Annotated in this window: 17 protein-coding genes; 9 read left to right on the forward strand and 8 right to left on the reverse strand. The window is 72.6% G+C overall.

What is annotated here, in order from left to right:
- Nucleotides 1-198: 198 nt before the first annotated feature.
- Nucleotides 199-2,607 carry a glycogen debranching protein GlgX gene (gene glgX, locus ACF059_RS01235; protein ID WP_392049890.1) on the forward strand — a complete coding sequence of 803 codons (2,409 nt, stop codon included), beginning with the start codon at nt 199-201 and terminating at the stop codon, nt 2,605-2,607.
- A 33-nt stretch (nt 2,608-2,640) separates the two neighbouring features.
- Entirely contained in the window at nt 2,641-3,378 is a 738-nt protein-coding gene (locus ACF059_RS01240) for a CDP-alcohol phosphatidyltransferase family protein (protein ID WP_392049893.1), read from the forward strand.
- Here ACF059_RS01240 and ACF059_RS01245 read toward each other — a convergent pair.
- The gene (locus tag ACF059_RS01245; protein WP_360888650.1) at nt 3,359-3,847 is read right to left on the reverse strand and encodes an adenylyltransferase/cytidyltransferase family protein; all 489 of its coding nucleotides are present in this window, start codon (nt 3,845-3,847) and stop codon (nt 3,359-3,361) included. The two genes, ACF059_RS01240 and ACF059_RS01245, sit on opposite strands and share 20 nt — an antisense overlap.
- 165 nt (nt 3,848-4,012) lie before the next feature.
- Here ACF059_RS01245 and ACF059_RS01250 point away from each other — a divergent pair, with 165 nt between their 5' ends.
- From ACF059_RS01250 to ACF059_RS01260, 3 genes are read left to right on the forward strand one after another with little or no spacing between them, the layout of a single operon-like run.
- Nucleotides 4,013-5,224, forward strand: coding sequence for a glycosyltransferase family 4 protein (locus ACF059_RS01250; protein WP_392052963.1), 1,212 nt, complete (start codon nt 4,013-4,015; stop codon nt 5,222-5,224).
- Nucleotides 5,221-6,969 carry a lipopolysaccharide biosynthesis protein gene (locus tag ACF059_RS01255; protein ID WP_392049896.1) on the forward strand — a complete coding sequence of 583 codons (1,749 nt, stop codon included), beginning with the start codon at nt 5,221-5,223 and terminating at the stop codon, nt 6,967-6,969. The genes ACF059_RS01250 and ACF059_RS01255 overlap by 4 nt, the downstream gene beginning before the upstream one ends.
- Nucleotides 6,966-8,216, forward strand: a complete 1,251-nt coding sequence (locus tag ACF059_RS01260; protein ID WP_392049898.1) for a hypothetical protein — start codon at nt 6,966-6,968, stop codon at nt 8,214-8,216. The genes ACF059_RS01255 and ACF059_RS01260 overlap by 4 nt, the downstream gene beginning before the upstream one ends.
- A gap of 29 nt (nt 8,217-8,245) precedes the next feature.
- On the opposite strand, the gene ACF059_RS01265 is transcribed toward ACF059_RS01260, so the two are convergent.
- Nucleotides 8,246-9,757, reverse strand: a complete 1,512-nt coding sequence (locus ACF059_RS01265) for a hypothetical protein (protein WP_392049900.1) — start codon at nt 9,755-9,757, stop codon at nt 8,246-8,248.
- Between the two features lie 122 nt (nt 9,758-9,879).
- Here ACF059_RS01265 and ACF059_RS01270 point away from each other — a divergent pair, with 122 nt between their 5' ends.
- Both ACF059_RS01270 and ACF059_RS01275 read left to right on the forward strand, forming a co-directional pair.
- Nucleotides 9,880-10,419 (forward strand): WcaF family extracellular polysaccharide biosynthesis acetyltransferase, encoded by a 540-nt coding sequence (locus ACF059_RS01270; RefSeq protein ID WP_361945604.1) that lies wholly within the window; start codon nt 9,880-9,882, stop codon nt 10,417-10,419.
- A 5-nt stretch (nt 10,420-10,424) separates the two neighbouring features.
- Nucleotides 10,425-11,552 (forward strand): glycosyltransferase, encoded by a 1,128-nt coding sequence (locus ACF059_RS01275; RefSeq protein WP_392052966.1) that lies wholly within the window; start codon nt 10,425-10,427, stop codon nt 11,550-11,552.
- A 35-nt stretch (nt 11,553-11,587) separates the two neighbouring features.
- On the opposite strand, the gene ACF059_RS01280 is transcribed toward ACF059_RS01275, so the two are convergent.
- The 4 genes from ACF059_RS01280 to gmd form a co-directional block, all read right to left on the reverse strand.
- Nucleotides 11,588-11,806, reverse strand: a complete 219-nt coding sequence (locus tag ACF059_RS01280) for a DUF6458 family protein (protein WP_392049903.1) — start codon at nt 11,804-11,806, stop codon at nt 11,588-11,590.
- A 125-nt stretch (nt 11,807-11,931) separates the two neighbouring features.
- On the reverse strand, nt 11,932-12,603 hold the full coding sequence (locus ACF059_RS01285) for a hypothetical protein (protein WP_392049906.1): 672 nt from the start codon (nt 12,601-12,603) through the stop codon (nt 11,932-11,934).
- 98 nt (nt 12,604-12,701) lie between these two features.
- On the reverse strand, nt 12,702-15,488 hold the full coding sequence (locus ACF059_RS01290; RefSeq protein WP_392049909.1) for a DNRLRE domain-containing protein: 2,787 nt from the start codon (nt 15,486-15,488) through the stop codon (nt 12,702-12,704).
- A 243-nt stretch (nt 15,489-15,731) separates the two neighbouring features.
- Nucleotides 15,732-16,745, reverse strand: coding sequence for a GDP-mannose 4,6-dehydratase (gmd, locus tag ACF059_RS01295; protein WP_392049912.1), 1,014 nt, complete (start codon nt 16,743-16,745; stop codon nt 15,732-15,734).
- 209 nt (nt 16,746-16,954) lie between these two features.
- Here gmd and ACF059_RS01300 point away from each other — a divergent pair, with 209 nt between their 5' ends.
- Complete coding sequence (locus ACF059_RS01300; protein ID WP_392049914.1) at nt 16,955-17,899, forward strand: GDP-L-fucose synthase family protein; 945 nt, start codon at nt 16,955-16,957, stop codon at nt 17,897-17,899.
- A gap of 23 nt (nt 17,900-17,922) precedes the next feature.
- Here ACF059_RS01300 and ACF059_RS01305 read toward each other — a convergent pair whose 3' ends face one another.
- On the reverse strand, nt 17,923-19,398 hold the full coding sequence (locus ACF059_RS01305) for a sugar transferase (RefSeq protein ID WP_392049918.1): 1,476 nt from the start codon (nt 19,396-19,398) through the stop codon (nt 17,923-17,925).
- A 443-nt stretch (nt 19,399-19,841) separates the two neighbouring features.
- On the opposite strand from ACF059_RS01305, the gene ACF059_RS01310 reads away from it, so the two are divergent.
- Nucleotides 19,842-22,049: a M4 family metallopeptidase gene (locus ACF059_RS01310; RefSeq protein ID WP_392052969.1), complete on the forward strand. Its 2,208-nt coding sequence runs from the start codon at nt 19,842-19,844 to the stop codon at nt 22,047-22,049.
- 100 nt (nt 22,050-22,149) lie between these two features.
- Here ACF059_RS01310 and glgP read toward each other — a convergent pair whose 3' ends face one another.
- Nucleotides 22,150-24,786, reverse strand: coding sequence for an alpha-glucan family phosphorylase (gene glgP / locus ACF059_RS01315; protein WP_392049920.1), 2,637 nt, complete (start codon nt 24,784-24,786; stop codon nt 22,150-22,152).
- Between the last annotated feature and the right edge of the window lie 660 nt (nt 24,787-25,446).

The raw sequence follows: 25,446 nt of genomic DNA on the forward strand, positions 1-25,446 counted from the left end.
CGCCCCTGCCCGCCTCGTCAGAAGTGTCACGATCCCTCCAACGACCGGCCCCCTCCGGGGAAACGTGAGCGCGGGCCACGTTCCGGGCAGATCTCTCCGGGCAGAACAGTGTGAAGGACCAGACGGGGGCGGGCCCAGGCCGGGACGCCGGGGTCGCACTCCCCTACCCCCGCGTACCGAGAGCCGTGGAGGCGGGCAGTGTCGAGCGCAGCCGAGCAAGAGGCGGTGGAAGCCGTCAGCAACGCCGTCGACGTGGTGCGGAGCGGCCAGGCCGCGCCCGTACCGCAGGTCGACGACCGACCGGGCGGCCCACCGGAGCGCACACGCGACGGGCAGGCCAACGGGCAGGTGAAGAACGGCCAGGTGAACGGGCAGGTCAACGGCCAGGTCAGGGGCCAGGTGTCACGGGCGCAGGCGCGCCCGGGCGGCCCGCCGGTGTGGCCCGGGTCCTCGCACCCCCTGGGGGCCCGGTTCCACCACGGTCCGGACGGGACCGCGGGCACCAACTTCGCCCTGTGGGCGCAGGGCGCGGAGGCGGTGGAGGTGTGCCTCTTCGACGCCGACGGGTCCGGGGGTACGGAGATCCGCTGCGCCCTGACGGAGCTCACGCACGAGATCTGGCACGGCTTCGTGCCCGGCGTGCGCCCCGGGCAGCGGTACGGATTTCGGGTGCACGGCCGCTGGGACCCCTGGACGGGCGCCCGGTACAACCCGGCGAAGCTGCTCCTCGACCCGTACGCGCGCGCGGTCGACGGGGAGTTCACGCTGCCGCCGGAGGTGTACGCGCACGTGCGGGACTGGCCGCAGCAGTACATCGCGGACACGGTGCGCGACGACCGGGACTCCGCGCCGTACGTCCCCAAGGGCGTCGTCGTCCACGATGACGACGACTGGGCGGACGACGTCCGGCCGAAGACGCCGTGGGCCGATTCGGTGATCTACGAGCTGCACGTGCGCGGCTTCACGATGCGCCATCCGGGTGTTCCCGAGGAGCTGCGCGGCACCTACGCGGGGCTGGCCCATCCGGCGGCGATCGAACACCTGGTCAAGCTCGGGGTCACCGCGGTGGAGCTGCTGCCGGTGCACCAGTTCGCGCACGAGGACCACCTGCTGCGCCGCGGGCTGCGCAACTACTGGGGCTACAACTCGATCGGCTACTTCGCCCCGCACGCGGCGTATTCGGCGAGCGGCACGGCCGGGCAGCAGGTCGGGGAGTTCAAGCGGATGGTCCGCGCCCTGCACGCGGCGGGCATCGAGGTCATCCTCGACGTGGTCTACAACCACACGGCGGAGGCGGGCGAGCTCGGTCCGACGCTGTCACTGCGCGGGATCGACAACCGGGGCTACTACCGGCTCCAGTCGGACCAGCGCCGGTACGCCGACTACACGGGCTGCGGCAACACCCTGCACGCGGGGCGCCCGCACGTGCTGCGCCTGATCACCGACTCGCTGCGCTACTGGGTGACGGAGATGGGGGTGGACGGGTTCCGCTTCGACCTGGCGGCGGCCCTGGCCCGCTCGATGCACGACGTGGACATGCTGTCCCCGTTCCTGGCCGTGATCGCCCAGGACCCGGTGCTGCGCCGGGTCAAGCTGATCGCCGAGCCGTGGGACGTGGGCTCGGGCGGCTACCAGGTGGGGGCGTTCCCCCCGCTGTGGACGGAGTGGAACGACCGCTACCGCGACGCCGTACGGGACTTCTGGCGCGGCGCGCTGCCCGACGTGCGGGACCTCGGGTACCGGCTGTCGGGGTCGAGCGACCTGTACGCGTGGGGCGGGCGGCGTCCGTACGCCTCGGTGAACTTCGTGACCGCGCACGACGGTTTCACCCTGCGCGACCTGGTGTCGTACGAGCGCAAGCACAACGAGGCGAACGGGGAGGAGGGCCGGGACGGCACGCACGACAACCGGTCGTGGAACTGCGGGGCCGAGGGCGAGAGCGACGACGTCCGGATCGGGGTCCTGCGCCGCCGCCAGCTGCGCAACCTCCTGACCACCCTGCTGCTGTCGACGGGCGTGCCGATGCTGGTGGCGGGAGACGAGTTCGGGCGCACGCAGGGCGGCAACAACAACGCCTACTGCCAGGACAACGAGACCGGCTGGGTGGACTGGTCGCTGCTGTCGGATCCGGCCTGGCAGTCGCTCTTCGCCCTGGCCTCGCGGCTGATCTCGCTGCGCCACGCCCATCCGGTGCTGCGGCGGCGGGCGTTCTTCTCGGGGCGGCCCCAGGGGGTGGACGGGCTGCGGGACCTGGCCTGGTTCACGCCGGCGGGCGCGGAGATGACGGAGCGGGACTGGTACGCGCCGGCCGCCGCGCTCGGCATGTACTTGTCGGGGCGGGACATCCCCGGACGCGACGAGCGGGGCCGGCAGGTGACGGACGACAGCTTCCTCGCGCTGCTGCACGCCGGTGACCGGCCGGTGGCGTGGGTGCTGCCGGGTGAGCCGTGGGCGGAGTCCTACGAACTCGTCCTGGACACCTCGCTGGAGGAGCAGGCCGCCGCTCCCCTGAGCCGCTGCCGCGGCGGCGAGACCCTGACGGTTCCGGCCCGCTCGGTGCTGCTGCTCCGGGTCGTCAGCGCGGCGGCCGGAGCCGCCCTGCGATGATGTGTTCGACATCATCACGGAGGGGGTCCCTGCATGGGCAGAGTCGAAGCCGCGCTGCGGGAGCTGCGCGGGGCGCAGAAGTCGGCGAAGGGGGTGTCGCTCTATTCGCGGTTCGTCAACCGGCCCACCGGGCGCTACCTGGCCGCCGGTTCGTACGCGCTGGGGCTCACCCCGAACCAGGTGACGCTGGTCAGCGCCGCCTTCAGCTTCGCGGCCGTGGCCGCGGTCGCGCTGGCCGCGCCCTCGTGGGGCCTGGGTGTGGCGGTGTGGGGCGCGCTCGCCGTCGGGTTCGCCTTCGACTCCGCCGACGGGCAGCTGGCCCGGCTGCGCGGGGGCGGCAGCGCCGCGGGCGAGTGGCTCGACCACGTCGTGGACTGCGCCAAACTCACGGCGCTGCACACCTGTGTGCTGATCGCCTTCTACCGCTTCCCCGAGGCGTACGGGGTCGGCGCGGGTACGGCGGGCGCGCGCGGCTGGCTGCTGGTGCCGCTGGGCTTCCAGTTCGCGGCGGTGGTCACCTTCTTCGGCGGGCTGCTGACCGAGAAGCTCAAGCCCAAGCCGGCCCCGGGGAGCCCCGCCGCCGCGCCGTCGACCGTGCGCGCGGTGGCGTTGCTGCCCGTGGACTACGGGGTGTTCTGCCTGGTGTTCCTGCTGCTGGGCGGCGGGAAGCTGTTCGCGTACGCCTACGCGGGGCTGGGCGTGGTCGCCGGTCTGTTCCTGCTGGCCTTCCTCGCCAAGTGGTTCCGGGAGCTCAGCGCCGTTCCCCGGTGACCTGGCCCGGCAGCGCCGGGGGCTGTGCCAGCGCGTCCAGGGCCCGGCGCAGCTGGGTGCTGGAGGTGTGGACGGTGTAGGGGAAGTAGACGACGTCGACCCCGTGGGCGGCGAAGTCCTTCTCCAGCCGGTCGCCCTTGGGCGTGCCCCGCCAGTCGTCGCCCTTGAAGATGACGTCGAAGCGGACCTGCTTCCAGGTCTCCACCTTGTCCGGGACGGTCTCGACGAAGGCGGCGTCGACGTACTTCACGCTGCGGACGATTTCCAGCCGCTCCACGAGCGGGATCATCGGGCGGCGCCCCTTGGCCAGTTCGGCCATCTCGTCGGAGACCACGCCCGCGACCAGGTAGTCGCACCGGCTCCGGGCGTGGCGAAGGATGTTGAGGTGGCCGATATGGAACAGATCGTAGGCGCCCGGCGCATAGCCGACTCGGTACGGTCTGCGCGGCGGCGCGCCAAAGTCGGACATGTCCCGCTCCGTCATCTGTTACCCCCAGCTGCCACACCCCCCGGTGCAGCGGATTAGCAGACAATAGCGTGCGCGTTCCACACCGTGCGGGTGAACGAATAGGGTGACGAGCGCACCATCCAGGGGAGAAGAGGACGTTCAGTGTCGAGATCCGGTCACCGGCGCATGCTGCTGGTTTCCACCAATTACGCTCCCGAGCACGCGGGGATTGGGCCCTACGCCACCCAGATCGCGGAGCACTGGGCGGATCTCGGCCACGAGACCCATGTCCTCGCGGGCATGCCGCACTACCCGGCGTGGTCCCTGGAACCGGAGTACCGGGGGGCGCTACGGCGCACGGAACAGCGCGCGGGGGTCACCGTGCACCGGCGTGCGCACACGGTGCCGCAGAAGCAGACCGCCGTGAAGCGGGCCCTGTTCGAAGGATCGATCCTGCTGCACGGCGCCCTGGCCCCGCCCAGGATGCCGAAGCCGGACGCGGTCCTCGCCCAGATGCCCAGCCTGGCCGGCGGAGTGCTCGCCGCCCGGCTCGCGGCGCGGTGGAAGGTCCCCTACGTCCCGGTCGTCCAGGACCTGATGGGCGCCGCCGCCGCGCAGAGCGGGATCAGCGGCGGCGACAAGGCCGCCGCGATCGCCGGGCGCGCCGAGGCGTACGCCCTCAAGCGGGCCACCCTCGTCGGCGTCATCCACGAGACCTTCGTGGACCGGGTCGTCGGCATGGGCGTGGACCCGGCCAGGATCCGCCTGGTCCCCAACTGGTCCCACGTGCCGGTGCCCACCAAGCCGCGCGGCGAGACGCGCCGTCACCTCGGCTGGGCGCCGGGCGAGACCGTCGTCCTGCACTCCGGGAACATGGGGCTCAAGCAGGGGCTCGAAGTCCTCGTGGGGGCCGCCCGGCTGGACCGCGGCGTCCGCTTCGTCCTGATGGGCGACGGCAGTCAGCGCGCGGCGCTCGCCGCGCTCGCGGCCGACGTCCCCAATCTGGACATCATCCCCCCTGCCGCTGACGGGGAGTTCCCGGATATCCTCGCCGCGGCGGACGTTCTCGCCGTCACGCAGCACGCCGCCGTGCTGGACATGAGCGTGCCGTCCAAGCTCACCTCCTACTTCCAGACCGGCCGGCCCGTCGTCGCCTCCGTGGCCGCGGAGGGCGGGACCGCCCAGGAGGTGGAACGCTCGGGTGCGGGGGTACTCGTACCGCCGGAGGACCCCGAGGCCCTGCTGAAGGCCGTACGGGCCCTGGCCGAGGACCCGGAAGGCGCGGACGCGCTCGGAGCGGCCGGACCCCGCCACGTGGCGGCCCACCTGAGCCGTGAGGCGGGCCTGGCCCGCATCGACGCCCTGATCGACGAAGCACTTGGGGGACCCCGGCCGTGATCGAGACGAACCGCCCCGCAGCGGCACCGGCCGACGACGAACCGGATCTCCTCAGAGACCAGTTCCGCCAGCTCCTGCGCTACCGCAGGCTCATCGGCGCGGGCATCGGGATCGGCCTGCTGGGCGGCGTCTACCTCGGCGTCTCCACCGCCGACACCTACGTCGCGACCGCCGACGTGGTGCTGCGCGCGCCCACCGACGACCCGTTCAACCCGAGCCTGGCCCCCGACAAGGCCATCAACATCGGCTCGGAGCGCCAGGTCGCCCTCAGTTCCTCCATAGCCAACGAGGCGGCGAAGAAACTCGGCGTCTCCGCCTCCGGCTTCGCCTCCCTGCGCAGCGGGCTGCAGGTGACCAATCCGCCGCAGACGATGGTGCTCCGCTTCACCTACACCGCGTCCTCCCCGAAGGAGGCCGCCAAGCGGGCCAACGCCATGACGGAGGCGTACCTGCTCAAGCGGCAGGAGGCCCTGGACGTCACCCGCGACAAGATGGTCACGGGCTACCAGGAGCAGCGCGACCCGGTGGCCAAGCAGCTCGACGAGCTGGTCAAGTCGATCAACTCGATGCCGGCGGGCACCGCGCGCGACGCGGCCTACTCCTCCAAGACCGACCTGCAGAGCAAGGTCAACACGCTCAACAGCAACATCGCCAAGCTCCAGGCCCTCGACATGACCCCGGGCCGCGTCACCAGCGCCGCGACCCCGCCCGCCGGGGCGGACGGCCCCGGCATCGTGATGTCCCTGGCGCTCGGCGCGGCCGTGGGCCTCGCGCTCGGCCTGCTGGCCGCCTGGGTCCGGCTCGTCTTCGACCCGGCGCCGCGGTCGGAGGGCGACGTGGCCCGGGCGCTGCGCGCTCCCGTCCTCGGCTACCTGCCGCGGGACCGGACCGGCGGCGGGCCGCTGCTCGCCGCGGGCGAGACCGATCCGCGGCTCGCGGAGGAATACCGCTCGGTGGCCTTCCGGCTCGCCTACGACTCCCGCTTCGCCGACCGGCGCCGGCTCCTCGTGGTCGCCCCGCGCGGCAGCAGCGAGACCGCCGCCGCGGTGGCCGTGAACCTCGGCGCCTCCTTCGCGGAGACCGGCAAGGACGTCCTGCTCATCGAGGCCGACCTGCGCACCCCGGTCCTCGCCAGCCAGCTGCCCACCGACGCGGGCAGCCGGCCGCGCTGGAGCCAGTCGGCGAGCTCCCCGGCCGCCGGGAAGCGTCCCGCGCAGCACGGCGACACGGAGTGGCCCGACGGGCGCCAGCTGGTCGTGGACGCCGGTGAGTCGGGCGCCTTCGACCTGATCCCGGGTCAGCGGGTGCGCAACGTCGCCCGTTCGCTGACCTCCGCGCGCGCCACCCGGCTGATCTCCGAGGCCGACTCCCCCAACGCCACGGTGGTCGTGCTGGCGCCGCCCGTGCTCTCCTACGCCGACGCCCTCGCGCTCGTCGACCGCGTCGACGGTGTCCTGGTCGTCTGCGACCCGCGCGCCGTGCACCGCTCCGACCTGTCCCGGATCCGCGAGCTGATCAGCGGCGCCGGCGGCACCGTGCTCGGCGCGGTGCTGCACGCGCCGCTGCCCGGCGAGAAGCGCGGCCGCGGCAAGGACCGCGGCGCCGCCGCCCCCGCCGCACCGCACGCCCCTTCCGCCCCGCAGCCCCAGCCGATCACCCGCGAGGACGACGAGCCCGAACAGCACATCCCGGGCGACGGTACGGACACGGTCGCGCTGCGTACGGTCCGCCCGGGCCGGCGGTGAGCCGGCGCGCTGTCGCGGCGGCCCTGTCGGTCCTGGACCAGGCCGCCTCCAGCGCCACGAACATCCTCGTGCTGGTGCTGGCGGCCCGGCTGTCGTCGGCGTCCGCCTTCGCCGACTTCTCGATGGTGTACGTGACCTTCAGCGTGCTCCTCGGGCTGAACATGGCCTACGTGGGCCAGAGCCTGGTCCTGGAGAAAGGCGCGGACACCTCCCCGGGCCGGGTCCCGGGCGGGCTCGGTGCGTTGTGCCGCTCCGCCGTGGGCTTCACCGGGGCGGCGTCGGCCGTCGTGGGCGCGGTGCTCGCGGTGGCGGGCCTCGCGCTCCCCGGGGCCGGCGGGCGGGCCTTCCTCGCGCTGGGCCTCGTACTGCCCCTGGTGCTCCTCCAGGACGGGCTGCGGTACTGCTTCTCCGCGCTGCGCGCCCCCGGACGGGCGCTGGCCGCCGACGCGCTGCGCCTGGCGTGCGCGGTCGCGGCGCTGGCCGTCCAGCCCGAGGGGGCCTCCGCGGGGCGCCTGGTGCTGGTGTGGGGGCTCTCGGCGCTGCCCGCGCTGGCCCTCGGGCTGTGGCTGCTGCGGCCGTCCGTACGCGGCGCCCGCGCCGACCTGCGGCCGTACCTGCGGCGCGGTCACCTCGGGCAGCGGTTCGTGGTCGAGTTCGCGGTGGGCAACGGCTCCAGCCAGCTCGCCGTACTGGGCCTCGGGGTCTTCGCGACGCCCCTGTCGGTCGGCGCGCTGCGCGGTGCGACCACCCTGTTCGGGCCGCTGAACGTGCTGTTCAACTCCGCGAACGCCTTCGGCCCCCCGGTGCTGGGGCGGCTCGGCGGCAAGCGGGCCACCGTCCGGGCGACGGCCGCGCTGGGCCTGGTGCTGGCCGCGGTCGGCGCGGGCTGGGGAGCCGTGCTGTACGCGCTGCCCGACCGGGCGGGCTCCTCGCTGCTGGGCGACACCTGGGCGGCGACGTCCGCGCTGCTGCCGGCCACCGGCGCCCAGTACGCCGTCATGGGGCTCGGCACCTGCGCGCTGCTCACGCTGCGCGTGCTCGCCCCGAAGGCCACGCTGTCGTTGCAGGTGGTCTTCTCGCTGCTGTCCGTGGGCCTCCTGCTGGGCGGTTACGCCGTGTGGGGCGTGGCGGGCGCCGCCTGGGGCCTGGCGGCCGGCTCGGCGGCGAAGGCGGGCGCCGGCTGGCTGCGGGTGAGCCGGCTCCCGGCCCCCGCGCCGCAGCCCGCCCCGGCGGCCTCGGCCGCGTAACGGCGGCCCGGCGCGCCCGGGAGGACTCCTCAGCGCAGGGTCGTGGCCCGGTCCTGGCGGTAGGTCGCCACCAGCGCCAGGCACAGCGCGGCGATCGCGACGCGGCCCGAGGCCTGGAGCAGGGGCCCGCGCAGCAGGATGAAGGAGTAGCCCGCGACCAGCGGGACCACGACCGAGATCAGGCTCCCGGGCGGGCTGCGGCGGGTCGCGCGCTTCGCGTAGCGCCGGTCGACGCGGGCCGAGGCGTAGCCCATGCCCAGCAGTCCGGCGCCCATGCCCAGCGGACCGAAGTCGATCCACAGCTCCGCCCAGATCGGGGAGGAGAGGTTGGTGTTGACCGTGCCCATCCACTGACCGACCATCACGCCCGTGTCGCGCGCCTTGCCCGGCCACATCGAGCGCGGCACCGCGAAGAAGACCGATCCGGCGAGCTGGCGGCCGTAGGAGTGGCCGGGGCCGGAGTTCGAGAAGGTGATGGTGTTCGCGAACATGCCGATCTGGTCGTAGTCCTTGAGGGCCATCGGCTCCAGGAAGGACGTCGTCTCGACCGGCTTGTAGTTCTTCTCGTCGTAGCGGAAGCGGTCCGCGAAGGGGAAGACGAGGAGGGCGACGACCACGGCCATGGACAGCGCCACCCGGTACATCGCGGCGCTCACCGGGAAGACGGTGAACAGCAGCGCGAACATGACCGTCAGGAACCAGTAGCGCGGGTTCGAGATCGGGTTGTTGACCACGAGGTTCAGGGCGGCCAGCGCCGACCAGGTCACGATGATCGACACCTTGCGGCGGGCGAACTTCGAGGTGATCAGCCAGCGCGTGTAGAGCAGCAGGGCGAGCAGCGCCGGTACGGTGCCGAAGCCGCGCAGCAGGGCCTGCCCGGCCTGGCCGTCGCCGTTGGAGACGCCCGCCTCCTCGATGCCCGCGATGATCTCCTGGCGGCTGGAGAAGAAGACCGCCGGACCGCCGAGCTTCATCACGAAGGCGGCGCTGCACAGGAACGCCAGTGCGGTCAGCAGCTGGAGGCGCCGCCGGTGGGCCATGAGCGGGCGCGGCTCCTTCTGGGAGCCGCCCGCGCGGCCGGCCGGCCGGTGCCGGGCGAGCAGGACGCCGACGTCGTAGGCCGTGCATCCCAGGAGCACCAGGCCGATGGCGACGGTCAGGTCGGAGCGGGGGCCGACGACGGGGGTGGGGACCTGACCGAGGACGGCCTGCGCGAGCGGGGCCACGCCCATGGCCATGTAGACGAACAGCCAGAACGAGCCCTGGAGCAGCTTGCGGCGGCTGGTGAGCACCATCGCGGAGAGCCGGGCGCCCGCGTACATGGTGAGCAGGAGCTGGAGCCAGAAGGCCGCGTCGCGCCGGCCCGCGCCGGTCTGGGCGGCGACGAACAGCGGCAGGAAGACGGTGAATCCGAGGACGAGCGGGACGGACAGCGCCCGCGAGAGCAGGGTGCGCGGGGTGGTGACCCGGCCCCACTGCGCCTCGTCCCCGACGAGCGGCGGCGGGGGTGCGACGGAGGGCTTGCGTATGTCCGTTGCCACTGCCGCCCCCACCCCATGTGCCTGACTCGCGCGCAGTCTAGTCTGAGCGGGCGGCGCCCGGGGAGGCGCCGGTGGGGGTCCCCCGGCGGCGTCCGGGGGTGGTTGGACGATCGGGGCTTCAGGTGCGTGACCTTCCTGCCTTCACGCTGGCCGGATACGACAAGGGGCGCGGGCTGCTGACGCAGGCGCTCTGGTTCGCCGTGATGAACACGCTGTTCATGAGCTGGTTCTGTCCGCCGCGGCTGCGGGTGGCGCTGCTGCGCGCCTTCGGGGCGCGGATCGGGGAGGGCGTGCTGATCCGGCACCGGGTGCGGGTGCTGTGGCCGTGGAAACTCACCGTCGGGGACCACACCTGGATCGGTGAGGGCGCCTGGCTGCTGAACCTGGAGCCGGTGACGATCGGTTCGCACGTGTGCCTCTCGCAGGAGGCCATGCTGTGCACCGGCTCGCACGACCACCGGGCCGCCGACTTCCGTTACCGCAACGCGCCGATCACCGTCGAGGACGGCGCGTGGGTGGCCGTACGGGCGACCGTGCTGGCCGGGGTCACCGTGGGCCGCTGCGCGGTGGCGGGCGCGGGCGCGGTGGTCCACAAGGACCTGCCCGAACTGACCCTGCAGACGGGGGACGGCCGGCGCCGCCCGGTGGAGGAGCCCAAGTGAGCGCCTTGAGAGTCCTGCACGCCGTCACGCTGCACTCCCCCTCCCACGCCTTCGGCGGCCCGGTCCGGGTCGCGCTGAACCTGTCGAAGGGCCTGCGGGCCCGGGGCCACGAGGCGCGGCTGCTGGCGCTGGGCGAGGGTTTCGAGCAGTGGCCCGCCGAGGTGGAGGGCGTCCCGGCGAAGCTGTTCCCGGCCCGCCGCCTGCTCCCCCTCGGCTTCAGCGGGATGACCTCGCCGGCGCTGCTGGCCTCGGCCGGCCGCCTGGTGCGGGACGCCGACGTCGTGCACGTCCACCTGGCGCGCGACCTGGTGACCCTGCCGGTGGCCCTGGCCGCGCTGCGGGCGGGCAAGCCGCTGGTGCTCCAGACCCACGGCATGGTGGACCCGAGCGAGAAGCTGCTGGCCAAGGTGCTGGACGCGGTGGCGGTACGCCGGCTGCTGCGCGGCGCGGACGCGGTGCTGTACCTGACGCCGCACGAGCGCGAGGGCCTGGACGCGGTGGTCGGCGCGCCCCTCCCGCGGACCGTGCGCCTGGTCAACGGAACCCCGGCGCAGGAGGAGCGGCCCGCGCTGAGCGGTCCGCCGCGCATCCTGTACTCGGCGCGGCTCCAGGCCCGCAAGCGGCCCGTGGACTTCGTCGACGCGGCCCCGGCGGTCCTCGCGGCGCACCCGGACGCGCACTTCGTGGTGGCGGGCCCGGACGAGGGCGAGGCGGCGGCCGTGCGGGCCCGCGTCACGGCGCTGGGCCTCTCGTCGCACTTCACCGTCCCGGGCGCCCTGTCGAGTGCGCAGGTGCTCTCCGAGCTGCGGCGGGCGCACGTCTACGTCCTGCCCTCCGTGGACGAGCCGTTCCCGATGTCGGTCCTGGAGGCCCTCGCGGTGGGCGTCCCGTCGGTGGTGACGCACTCCAACGGCCTGGCCCGCGACGTCGGCGCGGCGGGCGCGGGGCACGCGGTCGAGTCCGGCCCGGCGGGCGTCGCGGCGGCCGTCCTGGCCCTGCTGGACCCGGCGGCCAACGCGGCGGCCTCGCGCGCGGCGCGCGAACTGGCCGCCGGCTCCTTCTCGATGGACGCCGTCCTGGACACCCTGCTCCCGGTGTACGAGGCGGCGGCCGCCGCGCACGGACCGGCCTGACGGGCCCGACCGGCCTGATGCGCGCGGGGGCGCGCCTAGATGACGTCCCGGGGCCGTTCCTCCACCACCGGGATGGCGCCCGCCGCGCGGCGGCGCTTGAGGACGCTGGTGTACACGGCGAGGCCGATGGCCCCCGCCGCCATCATGATGAGGCCGACCAGGTCGAGGTCGACGCTGCTCATCTCCCAGTCGGTGGCGAAGGTCAGGATGGCCCCCACCACGATCAGGCCGATGCAACCGCCCAGGCCACTCATAGGATCGCCTCCGCTTGCCGGTGTGTCGTCGTGTCTTGACGCGGGTACCCCGCCCCGGCACGCGAAAACGCCCCCGGGGACCGGCAGTCCGGCCCCGGGGGCGTTCTCGTAAGGCGGTGGCGGCCCTACGCGGGCACCCAGGCGTAGCAGCCGGTGGAGGTGAACTCCGCCGTGCCCGCCGGGATCTGCGCCGTGATCGGCTCGCCCGCCTTGGGCGGGATCTGCGGACCGGACGCGAGGGCGGCGCCGTCCTTGCCCCGCGCCTCCCACGTGCAGTTCGTGGCCTGGGTCAGGGCCCGGTAGGTGCCGGCCGCCGGCGACGGGCGGGAGCCCTCCCGGAAGCCCTTCTCGGCCGCCGCGAGGATCGGCTTCTGCTCCGGGCACAGGAAGGTGATGGCGTCCTTCGCGCCGGGGATCTCCCCGGCGATGACCGCTCCGGTCGCCGCGTCCTTGTCGCGCTTCGCCGTGCGCTCCACCCGCTGGCAGGCCTCCTGGCCGCTTTGCAGGACGGCCGCGGGGTCCATCTTCTCGGGGACCCGGCCGCTGAGGTACTTCTTCTCCTGCGCCGTGAAACTGCCCGTCTTCGGGGTGAGCTTCGCGTCGGGCAGGACGGGCCCCGTCGGCTTGGCGTCGGGGTCGGCGGACGGCGCCGGGGTGTCCGCCGGGTCGGGGGCCGCCGAGGAGGCCGGGGGCTTCGCCTTCGCGCCGGAGTCGGCCTTGTCCCCGCCCGAACTGCAGGCGGTGAGCGTGAGGGCGGCGGTCAGCAGGACAGCAGCCGCTGCGGAGCGTCGGTACATCGGATGGCTCCCGTACTTACTGGGGGTGGGACAGGGGTGCGGGGCCCGGCCGGTGAGAGCCGGGCCCCGCACGCCGTCGGGCGGTTGCTTCGGTGTCGCTACTTCACGCCGAAGGTGAGGACCAGCTGCGGAGCGCCCTCCGCCGCGGTGGACTCCGAGGACCAGAGCCACAGCGGGTCGGTGCCCGTGCTCGTCAGGCCCAGGCTGTAGCTGCTGCCCAGCACCGCGGAGAGCGCGGTGGTGTCCAGCTCCACGTTGTGGATCGCCGAGCCGTCCGGGACGCCCGTGATGCTGCCGAGCGGGGTGGTGCCGAGCGTGGGCTTGGTGTTGAAGGTCGTGCCCGCCCCGCTCCAGGTGCCGGTGACCGGGACCACGGACACGGTGTCGGCGGTGCCGGCGCCCGTCTGCGTGGTCGTCTTGAACTGCAGCGTCGCCGACTTCAGGACCTGGCCGGCCGGAGCGGCCGGCAGGGTGAAGCGCAGGTACGACTCGTACGCCGAGGTGCCGCGCACGGCGAGCGAGGTCGACGTGCCGTAGGCGGTGCTCGGGGCGCCCTGGTTGATGTAGGTGTCCTCGGTCGCCTTGACCGCGGAGACCGTGTCGGTGGGGGCGTTGGCCAGGTCGAAGTGGCTCTTGACCTGGGCCTGGGTGAGCGCCGTCGGGTAGACGGCCGTCTCGTCGAGCTGCCCGGCGAAGAAGTTGCTCGTGGGGCGGTTCGGCCAGCCGGAGAGGTTGTCGCCACCGGCGTGCCAGAAGCCCGCGTAGGTGGTGTTGCTGCCGGCGTTCAGCGTGCCCTTGTTCTGGCCGTCGACGTACAGCGTGATGCCGGCGGGGCCCTGGGTGCCGACCACGTGGTGCCACTTGTTGTCGTTGTACGTGTCGAACAGACCGGTGGTGACGGCCTTGGCCGAGCCGTTGTAGACACCGAAGGCGAGCCGGCCGGTGTTGGTCATGTACAGGTGACGGTCGTACGAGCCGCTGGAGCGGGCGGTGTTGTTGCCGAAGCCGATCAGCTTGCCGCCGCGGGTGGTGTTCGTCTTGAACCAGGTCTCGATGGTGTAGGTGCTGCCGACCGTCTGGCGGTGGTCGCTGTAGACCTGCTGGCTCGTCCCGTTGAAGCCCATCGCCGTGCTGGTGCCGGAGACGGCGCCGGGCGTCTGGCGCAGGGCCGGGGCGTTGAGCTGGATGCCGCTGGTGTTGCCCGACACCGAGGAGTCGGCGGTGTACGGGCTGACCGTGTCGTCGTAGCGCCAGTACAGCTGGGCGCCGTCGGCGCGGACCTGGTTCGGGTAGGACTGGACCGAGGCCGGGACGGTCACCGAGGCGTTGGCCGACAGGGCGCTGGTGTTGCCGGCGTCGTCGGTCGCGGTCACCCGGTAGGTGTAGGTCTGGCCGGGCTTGACGGTGGTGTCGGTCCAGGAGGCCTGCGGGCGCTCCCACTCCAGCGAGCTCGCCGTGACGGTGGCCACCGGGGTCGCCGAGCCGTTGCGGTAGATGCGGTAGGTGAGCTTGCTGTCGTCCGCGTCGTAGCTGGTGCGCCAGCGGACCTGGGCCTCGCCGGGCTTGACGCTCGCGGCGCTGGCCACCGGGGTGGTCGGGGCGCCGACGTCACCGGTGGAGGCGAAGCGGGTCAGGCCCCACTGCGTCTTTCCGTTGATGAGGGTGAACTCACCGCCCACCCACATGTACTTCACGTCGTTCTTCTCGGCCACGGCCATGACGCGCGGACCGATGCCCTCGATGTCGGCCATGGCACCGTCGTTGGCGGTGGGGTGCCAGCCGAGCTTGCCCGGGCCGCGCACGAAACCGTCCACGGGCGCGGGGGCGGCGCCTTCGTGGTTGGTCGGCTGGGCGAGCAGGAAGTTGCGCTTGCCGTCGGGGAACTCCAGCTCCGTGGAGCAGTCGTGCGCGTGCGAGGAGCTGTAGAGCACTCCCTGGTACGGCAGGACGAACTGGGTGGCGCCGAGGCAGCGGTCGCGCCACTTCTCGTTGAAGTCGCTGAGGTTCAGGCCGATGCGGCCGTCGAAGACACCGCCGCCGGAGCCCTCGTTGCCCGTGTAGAAGCCGGTGTCGTCGGTGGAGATGTCCTTGACGACCGAGTTCGACGGGATGTTGGTGTAGGCCTTGGTGAGCGCGCCGGTGGAGGCGTTGACCACGGCCAGCGCGTGGCTGGTCTTGCCGTTGACGGTGAAGAAGTCACCGCCGAGCAGCACGTTCTTGCCGTCGGGGGTCACCTCGACGGCGCGGCCCGGCTCGTCGACGTTGGCGACGAAGGGCTTGAGGTCACCGGAGGTGGCGTCCACCGCGGCGAACCGCTCGCGGGTCTGGCCCTGGACGGTGGGGAAGTCGCCGCCCGCGTACAGGGTGTCGTCGGTGACGGCGAGCGCGCGCACGGTGGCGGAGAAGCCCGGGTGGAACGACGCCCTGGGGGTGCAGGCCGCGATGTCGATGGCCGCGACGTTGGAGACCGGGGTGCCGTTGACGGCGCCGAAGGAGCCGCCCGCGTAGAGGGTCTTCTGGTCCTTCGAGACCGCCAGCGACCGCACGGTCGCGGTGCCGTCGCCGATGGTGAAGGCGAGCTTGCAGGAGGTGGGGTTGCCCGTCGCGGCGTCGAGCGCGACGAAGTTCACGGCTTCCTGCTCGGCGCCGGCCGCGCCCTCGGGCGGGCGCACGGCGGAGAAGGTACCGCCGGCGAAGACGGTGCCGTTCGCCTGGGCCATCGCCCAGACCACGCCGTTCGTCTGCCAGGTGGGCAGTTCGTCGGCGGTGAATGCCACCGGCGGCGTGATGGCGGACGCCTGAGGCATCAACACCAGGCCTATACCGGTGCCGGCACCGGCCAGTGACAGGACGAGGGCAGCAGTCAGCCCTCTGGATCTACGCATGAGCCCCCCAGGGCAATTGCCCGGTTTGATGGCTGGAACTATCCGAACAGCCATATGTACTGGCGCAGACTAGGGCTCACGCGAGGACCCGTCACCTCCCTTGACCCATTGCATACCAACTTGGAATCAACGGCTCGCCGCGGAGGGGCGCACTACGGACATACGGCAGGTTTACCCCGGCCACACCCACAGGGACCTGCGGACATGGCCGGACACGGCCAATCGTAGGGGAAATATAAGCCCTCAGCGGTCGATACGGACCGTCACGCCCGCCAGTTGGTCCTGCACCTGGCGGATGTCGGCGTCCACCATGATCCGGGCCAGTTCCGCCACCAGGACCGTCGGCTTCCAGCCGAGCAGCTCATGGGCCTTGGAGGCGTCGCCGATGAGGGCGTCGACCTCGCTGGGGCGCTCGTACTTGGGGTCGTAGCGCACGTGCTCGGTCCAGTCGAGACCGGCGTGGCCGAAGGAGGACTCGACGAACTCGCGGACGGTGGCGGCCACTCCGGTGGCGACGACGTAGTCGGTGGGCTCGTCCTGCTGGAGCATCCGCCACATGGCGTCCACGTACTCCGGCGCGTAGCCCCAGTCCCGCACCGCGTCGAGGTTGCCGAGGTACAGGTGTTCCTGGAGACCGGCCTTGATGCGGGCGACCGCGCGGGTGATCTTGCGGGTCACGAAGGTCTCGCCGCGGCGCGGGGACTCGTGGTTGAAAAGGATCCCGTTGACGGCGAACATGCCGTACGCCTCACGGTAGTTCACCGTGGTCCAGTACGCGAAGACCTTCGCGGCGCCGTACGGGCTGCGCGGGTGGAACGGGGTGCCCTCGTTCTGCGGGGGCGGGGTGGCGCCGAACATCTCGGAGGAGGACGCCTGGTAGATGCGGGTGTCGACACCGCTGGCCCGGATGGCCTCCAGCAGCCGCAGCGCGCCGAGGCCGGTGACGTCACCGGTGTACAGCGGGGCGTCGAAGGACACCCGCACATGCGACTGGGCGCCGAGGTTGTAGACCTCGTCGGGGCGTATCTCGCGCAGCAGGTTCACCAGGGCCACGCCGTCGGACAGGTCGGCGTGGTGCAGGACGAAGGACCGGTTCTCGGTCTGCGGGTCCTGGTAAATGTGGTCGACGCGCTCCGTGTTGAAGCTGGAGGACCGCCGCACGAGCCCGTGCACCGTGTAGCCCTTGGAGAGCAGGAGCTCGGCGAGGTACGAGCCGTCCTGCCCGGTGACGCCGGTGATGAGTGCGGTCTTGCCCATACGGGTCCCCCTGGGATGCGTTGTTCGTGGTGCCGGGCGCGCTTCCCCTGCGCGCCCGTGACGGCCCGTGGGCCGGATGCGTACCGTACACGCCGGGCCCGCCCGGGTCCGGCCCCGGACCCCCGGGCGGGGTCGCGCCCGCCCGTGCCCGGCCCGCTGCGCCCGGACTGCCGCGTCCACCGCGGGAGCGGACTGGCATCATCGGCGGTATGACAAGTTCGCTGCCGCTCCTGCCCCCGAACGCCCGCGTCTTCGTCGCGGGCCACCGCGGCCTCGTGGGGTCCGCGGTCGCCCGGCGGCTGACCGCCGACGGCCACGAGGTGCTCACCCGGGGCCGCGCCGACCTCGATCTGCGCGACGCCGCCGCGACCGCCGCGTACCTGAAGGACGTGCGCCCGGACGCCGTCGTGCTGGCCGCCGCCAAGGTCGGCGGGATCATGGCCAACAGCACCTACCCGGTGCAGTTCCTGGAGGAGAACCTGCAGATCCAGCTCAGCGTGATCGGCGGCGCGCACGCCGCCGGCGTGGGCCGGCTGCTGTTCCTCGGCTCCTCCTGCATCTACCCCAAGCTCGCCCCGCAGCCCATCCGCGAGGACGCCCTGCTGACGGGCCCGCTGGAGCCGACCAACGAGGCCTACGCCCTCGCGAAGATCGCCGGCATCGTCCAGGTCCAGTCGTACCGCAGGCAGTACGGGGCCTCGTACATCTCGGCCATGCCCACGAACCTCTACGGTCCCGGCGACAACTTCGACCTGGAGACCTCGCACGTCCTGCCCGCCCTGATCCGGCGCTTCCACGAGGCCGCCGCCGAGGGCCGCGAGGAGGTCACCCTGTGGGGTTCGGGCACCCCGCGCCGGGAGTTCCTGCACGTGGACGACCTGGCCGCCGCCTGCGCCGTGCTGCTGGAGACGTACGACGGGGACGAGCCCGTCAACATCGGCTGCGGCGAGGACCTGACCATCAAGGAGCTGGCCGAGACCGTCGCCGAGGTCACCGGCTTCCGCGGCCGCCTCGCCTGGGACACCTCCAAGCCGGACGGGACCCCGCGCAAGCTGCTGGACGTCGGCCGCCTGACCTCGCTCGGCTGGAAGCCCGGCATCCCGCTGCGGGAGGGCGTCGCCGCCACCTACGCGTGGTGGCGCGGGCAGAGCTGAACGCACGGGCGGCCACGGCCCCCTCAGTAGGCTCCGCGACCGTCGACGACGGCGCGGAGCGTACGGCCCATCACGTCGACGTCACTGGTGAACGACCAGTTGTCGACGTACTGCAGGTCCAGCTGAATCGTTTCGTCCCAGGACAGGTCGGAGCGCCCGCTGATCTGCCACAGCCCCGTCATCCCGGGCCGCACGGTGAGCCGGCGCAGCTCGACCTCGTCGTAGCGCGCCACCTCCTCGGGCAGCGGCGGACGCGGGCCGACCAGCGACATGTGGCCGGTCAGTACGTTGATCAGCTGCGGCAGTTCGTCCAGGGAGGTGCGGCGCAGCAGCCGGCCCACCCGGGTCACCCGGGGATCGCGGCGGATCTTGAACATCAGGCCGTCGTTCTCGTTCGCCCCGCTCAGCTCCTCCTTGCGCGCGTCGGCGTCCACGACCATGGTGCGGAACTTCCACATGACGAAGGAGACCCCGTCGCGGCCGATGCGCCGCTGGCGGTAGAACGCCGGGCCGCGCGAGCCGGTGCGGATGGCCACGACGATGCCGAGGAAGAGCGGCGAGAGCAGCAGCAGCCCGGCCGCGGCCCCCACCCGGTCCAGGGCCGACTTGAGCAGGGTCTGCACGCCGCGGCTGACCGGGGGCGCGACCCGCAGCACGGCCAGTCCGCCCGCGGACAGGGTCTCCAGCCGCTTGACGGAGACCTCCACCAGCCCGGTGAAGACGGCGAGTTCCAGCCCCGCGTCGTGCAGGGCCCAGGCGACCCGTCGCAGCCGCTCCCCCGCGATCCGCACGCCCGGGGCCACCAGCACCAGGTCGGCGTGGTGGCTGGCGACGGCGCCGAGCACGGCCGCGGCGTCGCCGCCCGCGGCCGAGGGCGCCTCGGCGTCGAGCCGGGCCGCGACGGGCACGCCACTGACGAGCGACCCGCCGCCGACCGGGACCACGCCGACGACCACGTACGGGTGGTCGGTGCGGGCGGAGAGGTGGGCGATGACCTCCTCGGCCGCGTCGGGCTCGCCGACGACCAGGACCCGGCTGACGGCCTGGGCCTCGCGGCGGGCGGCCGAGAGGTGACGGTAGGTCAGCTTGTGGCAGGCGACGGTGATCAGCAGGGCGGGCAGCAGGGCCCCGAGGGCCGACAGCCGGGGGGTGTCCTCCTCGGTCACCACGCGCGCCACGGCCAGTACGCCGATCAGAATCAGCCAGTCGTGCACGACCGGCAGCACTCCGCGGGACTCCCCGAGCACACGGGACGCGTACCGGCGGCGCAGCGCCTGCACGCCGGTCCACGCCACGGCGGCGGCGAGGGCGCAGAAGAGCGGCCTGACCTGCTGCGCGGCCTCGAAGACGAGCCCTACCGGAAGGGCGGCCCCGAGGAAGTCGGCGGCGACGGCGGCCGGGCGGTACCAGCGGGCCTTGTCCCCGAGGCGCCGCACGGGCGCTGCGGACCCCACGGCGGTACGAGCCACTCTTTGCGCAGGAAAATGGACATGCCTCATGGGCCCCCCTGGCACGTGGTCAACGACTGTGGCGGGTGTCCATGGCTTCCCCAGGCAACGAACATCTGCCGCACCGGCAAACAGTACGACAAACACCAGTACGGGAAATGCCGTTCGGGGCAATACGGCCTCTCTTTGCCCAAGTGTTAGCAACCGGTATGGGCGCTTCCGAATGCCGGACGCCCCCTATCGCACACGAAGGTGAATGGTCCGCATACCGGATACGTATCTTCGAACAACGAACGATTTCCGGCCAATCCTTTGACGCGGCCCTGACATTCAGCTCCGCAAGTGGCAATCTTCGACCGTTCTTCGCACCAGCACTGTTCTGCCCGGAGGCCCTACCCAGCCATCCGGAACCCCCCTTGCAGAAGGAGTCTGCGTTGAGGTCCACCCCCCAGCGGCGTGCCACCGCGGCCGGCGCACTCGTTGCCGCGGCAGCCATGCTCGCCGTAGGCATACAGGCAGGTACCGCCACCGCCGACGCCACCGCGTCAGAGGCCCGTACGGCCGTCAAGTCCAACCCGGGCGCGGCCAACCGCACCCTCAGCGCGTCGGAGCGTGCGACGCTCCTCGCCGAGGCCAACTCCACCACCGCACAGGCCGCCAAGGCGCTCGGCCTGGGCAGTGGCGAGCAGCTCGTCGTCCGCGAGGTCGTCCAGGACGCCGACGGCACCACGCACACGATGTACGAGCGCACCTACAACGGACTCCCGGTCCTCGGCGGCGACCTCACGGTCCACGCCAAGGGCGGCGTCACCAAGAGCGTGACCAAGGCGACCCAGCACGCGATCAAGGTCGCGGACACCGAGGCCTCGGTCACCCCCGCGGCCGCCGAGAGCCAGGCCGTCGCCGCCGCCGGAGCCGAGGGCTCCAAGGAGCTCAAGGCCTCCAAGAGCGCCCGTAAGGTGATCTGGGCGGCCTCGGGCGTCCCGGTCCTCGCGTTCGAGACCGTCGTCGGCGGCCTCCAGCACGACGGCACGCCGAACGAGCTGCACGTGGTCACCGACGCCAAGACCGGCGCCAAGATCACCGAGTGGCAGGCCATCGAGACCGGCACCGGCAACACCATGTACAGCGGCCAGGTCACCCTGGGCTCCACGCAGTCGGGCAGCACCTGGAACCTGACCGACGCCGCCCGCGGTGGGCACAAGACCTACAACCTCAACCGCGGCACCTCCGGCACCGGCACGCTCTTCTCCGGCCCGGACGACATCTGGGGCAACAACACGCCGCAGAACCTGGAGACGGCCGGCGCCGACGCGCACTACGGCGCCGCGGTCACGTGGGACTACTACAAGAACGTGCACGGCCGCAACGGCCTGCGCAACGACGGCGTGGCCCCGTACAGCCGGGTCCACTACGGCAACAACTACGTGAACGCGTTCTGGAGCGACAGCTGCTTCTGCATGACGTACGGAGACGGTGACGGCAACGTCAAGCCGCTGACCTCCACCGACGTCGCCGCGCACGAGATGACCCACGGCCTGACCTCGGTCACCGGCAACATGAGCTACTCCGGTGAGCCCGGCGGTCTGAACGAGGCGACCTCCGACATCATGGCGGCGGCCGTCGAGTTCTACGCCAACAACCCGCAGGACGTCGGCGACTACCTCGTCGGCGAGAAGATCGACATCCGCGGCAACGGCACCCCGCTGCGCTACATGGACAAGCCCAGCAAGGACGGCTCGTCCAAGGACGCCTGGTACTCGGGCATCGGCTCCATCGACGTCCACTACTCCTCGGGCCCGGCCAACCACTGGTACTACCTGGCCTCCGAGGGCTCGGGCGCCAAGGTCGTCAACGGCGTGAGCTACGACTCGCCGACCTCCGACGGTCTCCCGGTCACCGCGATCGGCCGCGACGCCGCCTCGAAGATCTGGTTCCGCGCGCTGACCACCGGTCTGTTCCGGTCGAACACCGACTACGCGGCGGCCCGTGTGGCCACCCTGCAGGCGGCCGCCGACCTCTACGGCGCCGGCTCGGCCACCTACAACAACGCGGCCAACGCCTGGGCGGCCATCAACGTCGGCCCGCGCATCCAGGTCGGCGTCTCGGTCACCAACCCGGGCAACCAGAACACCGTCACGGGCAGCGCCGTCAGCCTCCAGATCCAGGCCACCAGCACCAACGCCGGTGCCCTGACCTACTCGGCGACCGGCCTCCCGGCCGGCCTGTCGATCAACGCCTCGACCGGCCTGATCTCCGGTACGGCCACCACCGCGGGCACGTCCAACGTGACCGTGACGGTGAAGGACTCGCAGAACCAGACCGGCACCGCGTCGTTCACTTGGACGGTCGGCACGAGCCAGCAGACCGTCTTCGAGAACACCACGGACTACGCGATCGCGGACAACGCGACCGTCGAGTCGCCGATCACCGTGAACCGCACCGGCAACGCGCCGAGCACGCTCAAGGTGGACGTCAACATCGTCCACACCTACATCGGTGACCTGAAGGTCGACCTCGTCGCCCCCGACGGCACCGTGTACAACCTGCACAACCGCTCCGGTGGCAGCGCGGACAACATCGTCAAGGCCTACACGGTCGACGCCTCCTCCGAGGTGGCCCAGGGCGTCTGGAAGCTCCGGGTCAACGACAACGCGAGCATCGACACCGGCAAGATCGACAGCTGGAAGCTCACCTTCTGACCCTCACCGAGGGTGCTGTGAAGGACGGCTGAGCAGATAGACACGGGGCCGCCCGGGAGAAGACCTCCCCGGGCGGCCCTGTCCCATGGGCGCCGCGGCGTCAGCGCAGCAGTACGCCGCCTCCCGCGTCCGTGTCCACCGGAGCCGCGACCAGGCCCAGCTCGGCCGGGGTGGCCAGCAGCGGGTGCGTGGGCAGGACGCGGACGGTGTAGCCGAAGGGCCCCGTACGGTCGAGGGCGAGCGGGCCCTCGTACACCCAGCGCCCGTCCAGGTCCGGCCCGGCGGCCGGCTTGAGCGGGAAGCTGCGCCCGTCCCGGATCACGTCCTGGGCGTCCACCCGCCCGGCGAAGGCCTGCACCTCCACGTCCTCGGGCGCGAGCGAGTCCAGGGCCACCTGCACCCGCAGGGTGAGCGTGGCGCCCAGCTCGGCGGTGCCGTTCACGGGAGCCGCGGCCAGCGCCTCCACGTGCTCGACCGACACCCGCGGCCAGGCCGCCCGGACCCGGCCCTTCCACCAGGCGAGGTCGCGCGCCGCCTCGGGGGTGAGGGTGCGGTGCGCGAGCGCGGCCGGCGCGTAGAGCCGTTCGACGTACTCCCGCACCATCCGCCCCGCGAGCACCTTCGGCCCCAGGGAGACGAGGGTGCGCCGGACCATCTCGATCCACCGCACCGGAAGCCCGCTGCGGCCGGCCCGGTCGTAGAAGCGGGGCGCGACGCGGTTCTCGATCAACTCGTAGAGGGCGCCGGCCTCCAGGTGGTCGCGCCGGTCCTCGTCGGCGCCGAGTCCGTCCGCCGTCGGGATGGCCCAGCCGAAGTCCGGCTCGAACCACTCGTCCCACCACCCGTCCAGGACGGACAGGTTGAGGCAGCCGTTCAGCGCGGCCTTCATGCCGCTGGTCCCGCAGGCCTCCAGCGGCCGCAGCGGGTTGTTCAGCCAGACGTCGCAGCCGGGGTAGAGCTTCTGCGCCATGGCCATGCCGTAGTCGGGCAGGAACACGATCCGGTGGCGCACCCGCGGGTCGTCCGCGAACCGCACCAGCTCCTGCACGAGCCGCTTCCCGCCGTCGTCGGCCGGATGCGCCTTGCCCGCCACCACGATCTGCACCGGCCGGTCCGGGTCCAGCAGCAGCCTGCGCAGCCGGTCCGGGTCGCGCAGCATCAGCGTGAGGCGCTTGTACGAGGGCACGCGCCGGGCGAAGCCGATGGTGAGCACGTCGGGGTCGAGGACGGAGTCCACCCAGCCGAGTTCGGCCGCGGCGGCCCCGCGCTGGCGCCACGAGGCCCGCAGCCGGTCCCGTACCTCCTGCACCAGCTGCTCCCGCAGCACGCGCCGCAGGTCCCACACGTCCTGGTCCGGGATCTCGGCGACCGCGTCCCAGCGCTCGGAGCCGCCCACCGACAGGGCGTCCTCGGTACGGCCCGCGCCGATCTGGCGGGCGCCGAGCCGCACGACTTCCGGAGCCACCCAGGTCGGGGCGTGCACGCCGTTGGTCACCGAGGTGATGGGCACGTCGGCGGGGTCGAAGCCGGGCCACAGGCCGGCGAACATCTCGCGGCTGACGGCCCCGTGCAGCGTGGACACCCCGTTGGCCCGCTGGGCCAGGCGCAGTCCCATCACGGCCATGTTGAACACCCCGGGGTCGCCCCCGGGATAGGTCTCGGCGCCCAGCTCCAGGATCCGCTCGACCGGCAGGCCGGGCAGTTCCCCGCCCTCGCCGAAGTGGCGGGCGACCAGGGCCCGCTCGAAGCGGTCGATCCCGGCGGGCACGGGGGTGTGTGTGGTGAACACGGTCCCGGCGCGGACCGCCTCCACCGAGGCGTCGAAGCCGAGCCCCTGCTCCCTCTCCAGTTCCCTTATGCGTTCGAGTCCGAGGAAGCCGGCGTGGCCCTCGTTGGTGTGGAAGACCTCGGGGTCGGGGTGGCCGGTGAGCCCGCAGTACAGGCGGACGGCGCGCACGCCGCCGATGCCCAGCAGCATCTCCTGGAGCAGCCGGTGGTCGCTGCCGCCGCCGTAGAGCCGGTCGGTCACCTCGCGGGCCGCGGCGTCGTTGTCCTCGACGTCGGAGTCCAGGAGCAGCAGCGGCACCCGGCCGACGCGGGCCTGCCAGATGTGGGCGTGCAGGGCGCGCCCGCCGGGCAGGGTCAGCGAGACGCGGGCGGGTGAGCCGTCGCCCTCGCGGAGCAGGGCGAGCGGGAGCTCGTCGGGGTCGAGTACGGGGTAGTGCTCCTGCTGCCAGCCGTCGCGGGACAGCGACTGCCGGAAGTAGCCGTGCCGGTAGAGCAGGCCGACGCCGATGAGCGGGACGCCGAGGTCACTGGCGGCCTTCAGGTGGTCCCCGGCGAGGATGCCGAGGCCGCCGGAGTACTGGGGCAGTGCGGCGGTGATGCCGAACTCGGGGGAGAAGTAGGCGATGGCGGTGGGCAGGGCGCCTTCGGACTCCTGCGCCTGGTACCACCTCCCGCCGTTGACGTAGTCGTCGAGGTCGGCGGCGACGACGGCGAGCCGCCGCAGGAACCGGCGGTCGGCGGCCAGTTCGGCGAGGCGGGCCGCGGAGGCGGCGCCGAGCAGCCGGACGGGGTCGCCCCCGGCGGCCTGCCAGCCCTCGGGGTCGACGGATTGGAAGAGTTCGCGTGTTTCGGTATGCCACGACCAGCGCAGATTGCGCGCGAGGTCGGCGAGCGGAGACAGGGGTTCCGGGAGGACGGGGCGCACGGTGAATCGACGGATAGCCTTCACGTGTTCCACCTTCGCAGGGGATGACGGGTCGGAGCGGTCGCACCACGCTGTGCGTCCACGCATCACCCCCGGAAGGCTAGCGAGCACCCCTGCCCGCGGCCACGGCGCCGCCGGTGCGCCGGGGGTACCGGGCGTCAAGGGGAGCGCTCTCCCGCGCCCCGGGGCGTGACGGCGTCAACCGGGCCCTCTCCGCCCGCGACAGGCGAACGGGTGACCCTCGCGGGAGCCCCGTGCGCCCCTCCGGGGGCGGACGGGGCGGGCGGGTCCGGCGTCGCCGCCGGGGACCTTTGTGACCATATGTTTTCAGCCTCCTCGCCCCGCGCCCTTGGCCGATTCCACCACCCGCGACGACGGGCCACTGGGTCGCGTGCGGCCCGTACGGCGCTCTCCACAGGGGCCCGAGTGGCTGGTGGGACGGGTGGTGCGCCTCTCCCCACCCCTTGGCCCCGGCGCAGTTGACGCATCCGCTCCGGATGTCGATCCGGGTCCCTGGGCGAGTCGTGCCCTACGTACGAGTAGTTGACCGACGGCGCGGATTGGGCCGGACGAGAGTGGGAAGGGCTCCCCGGGTACACGTCGTACACGCACGGCGCACCCGCTTACAAACCCTCTCCCCGCCACCCGAGTGAACGCGGACAGGAGCGGCCATGCCCGCAGCCC

The organism is Streptomyces sp. NPDC016562, assembly GCF_043076955.1.
Taxonomy (GTDB): Bacteria; Actinomycetota; Actinomycetes; order Streptomycetales; family Streptomycetaceae; genus Streptomyces.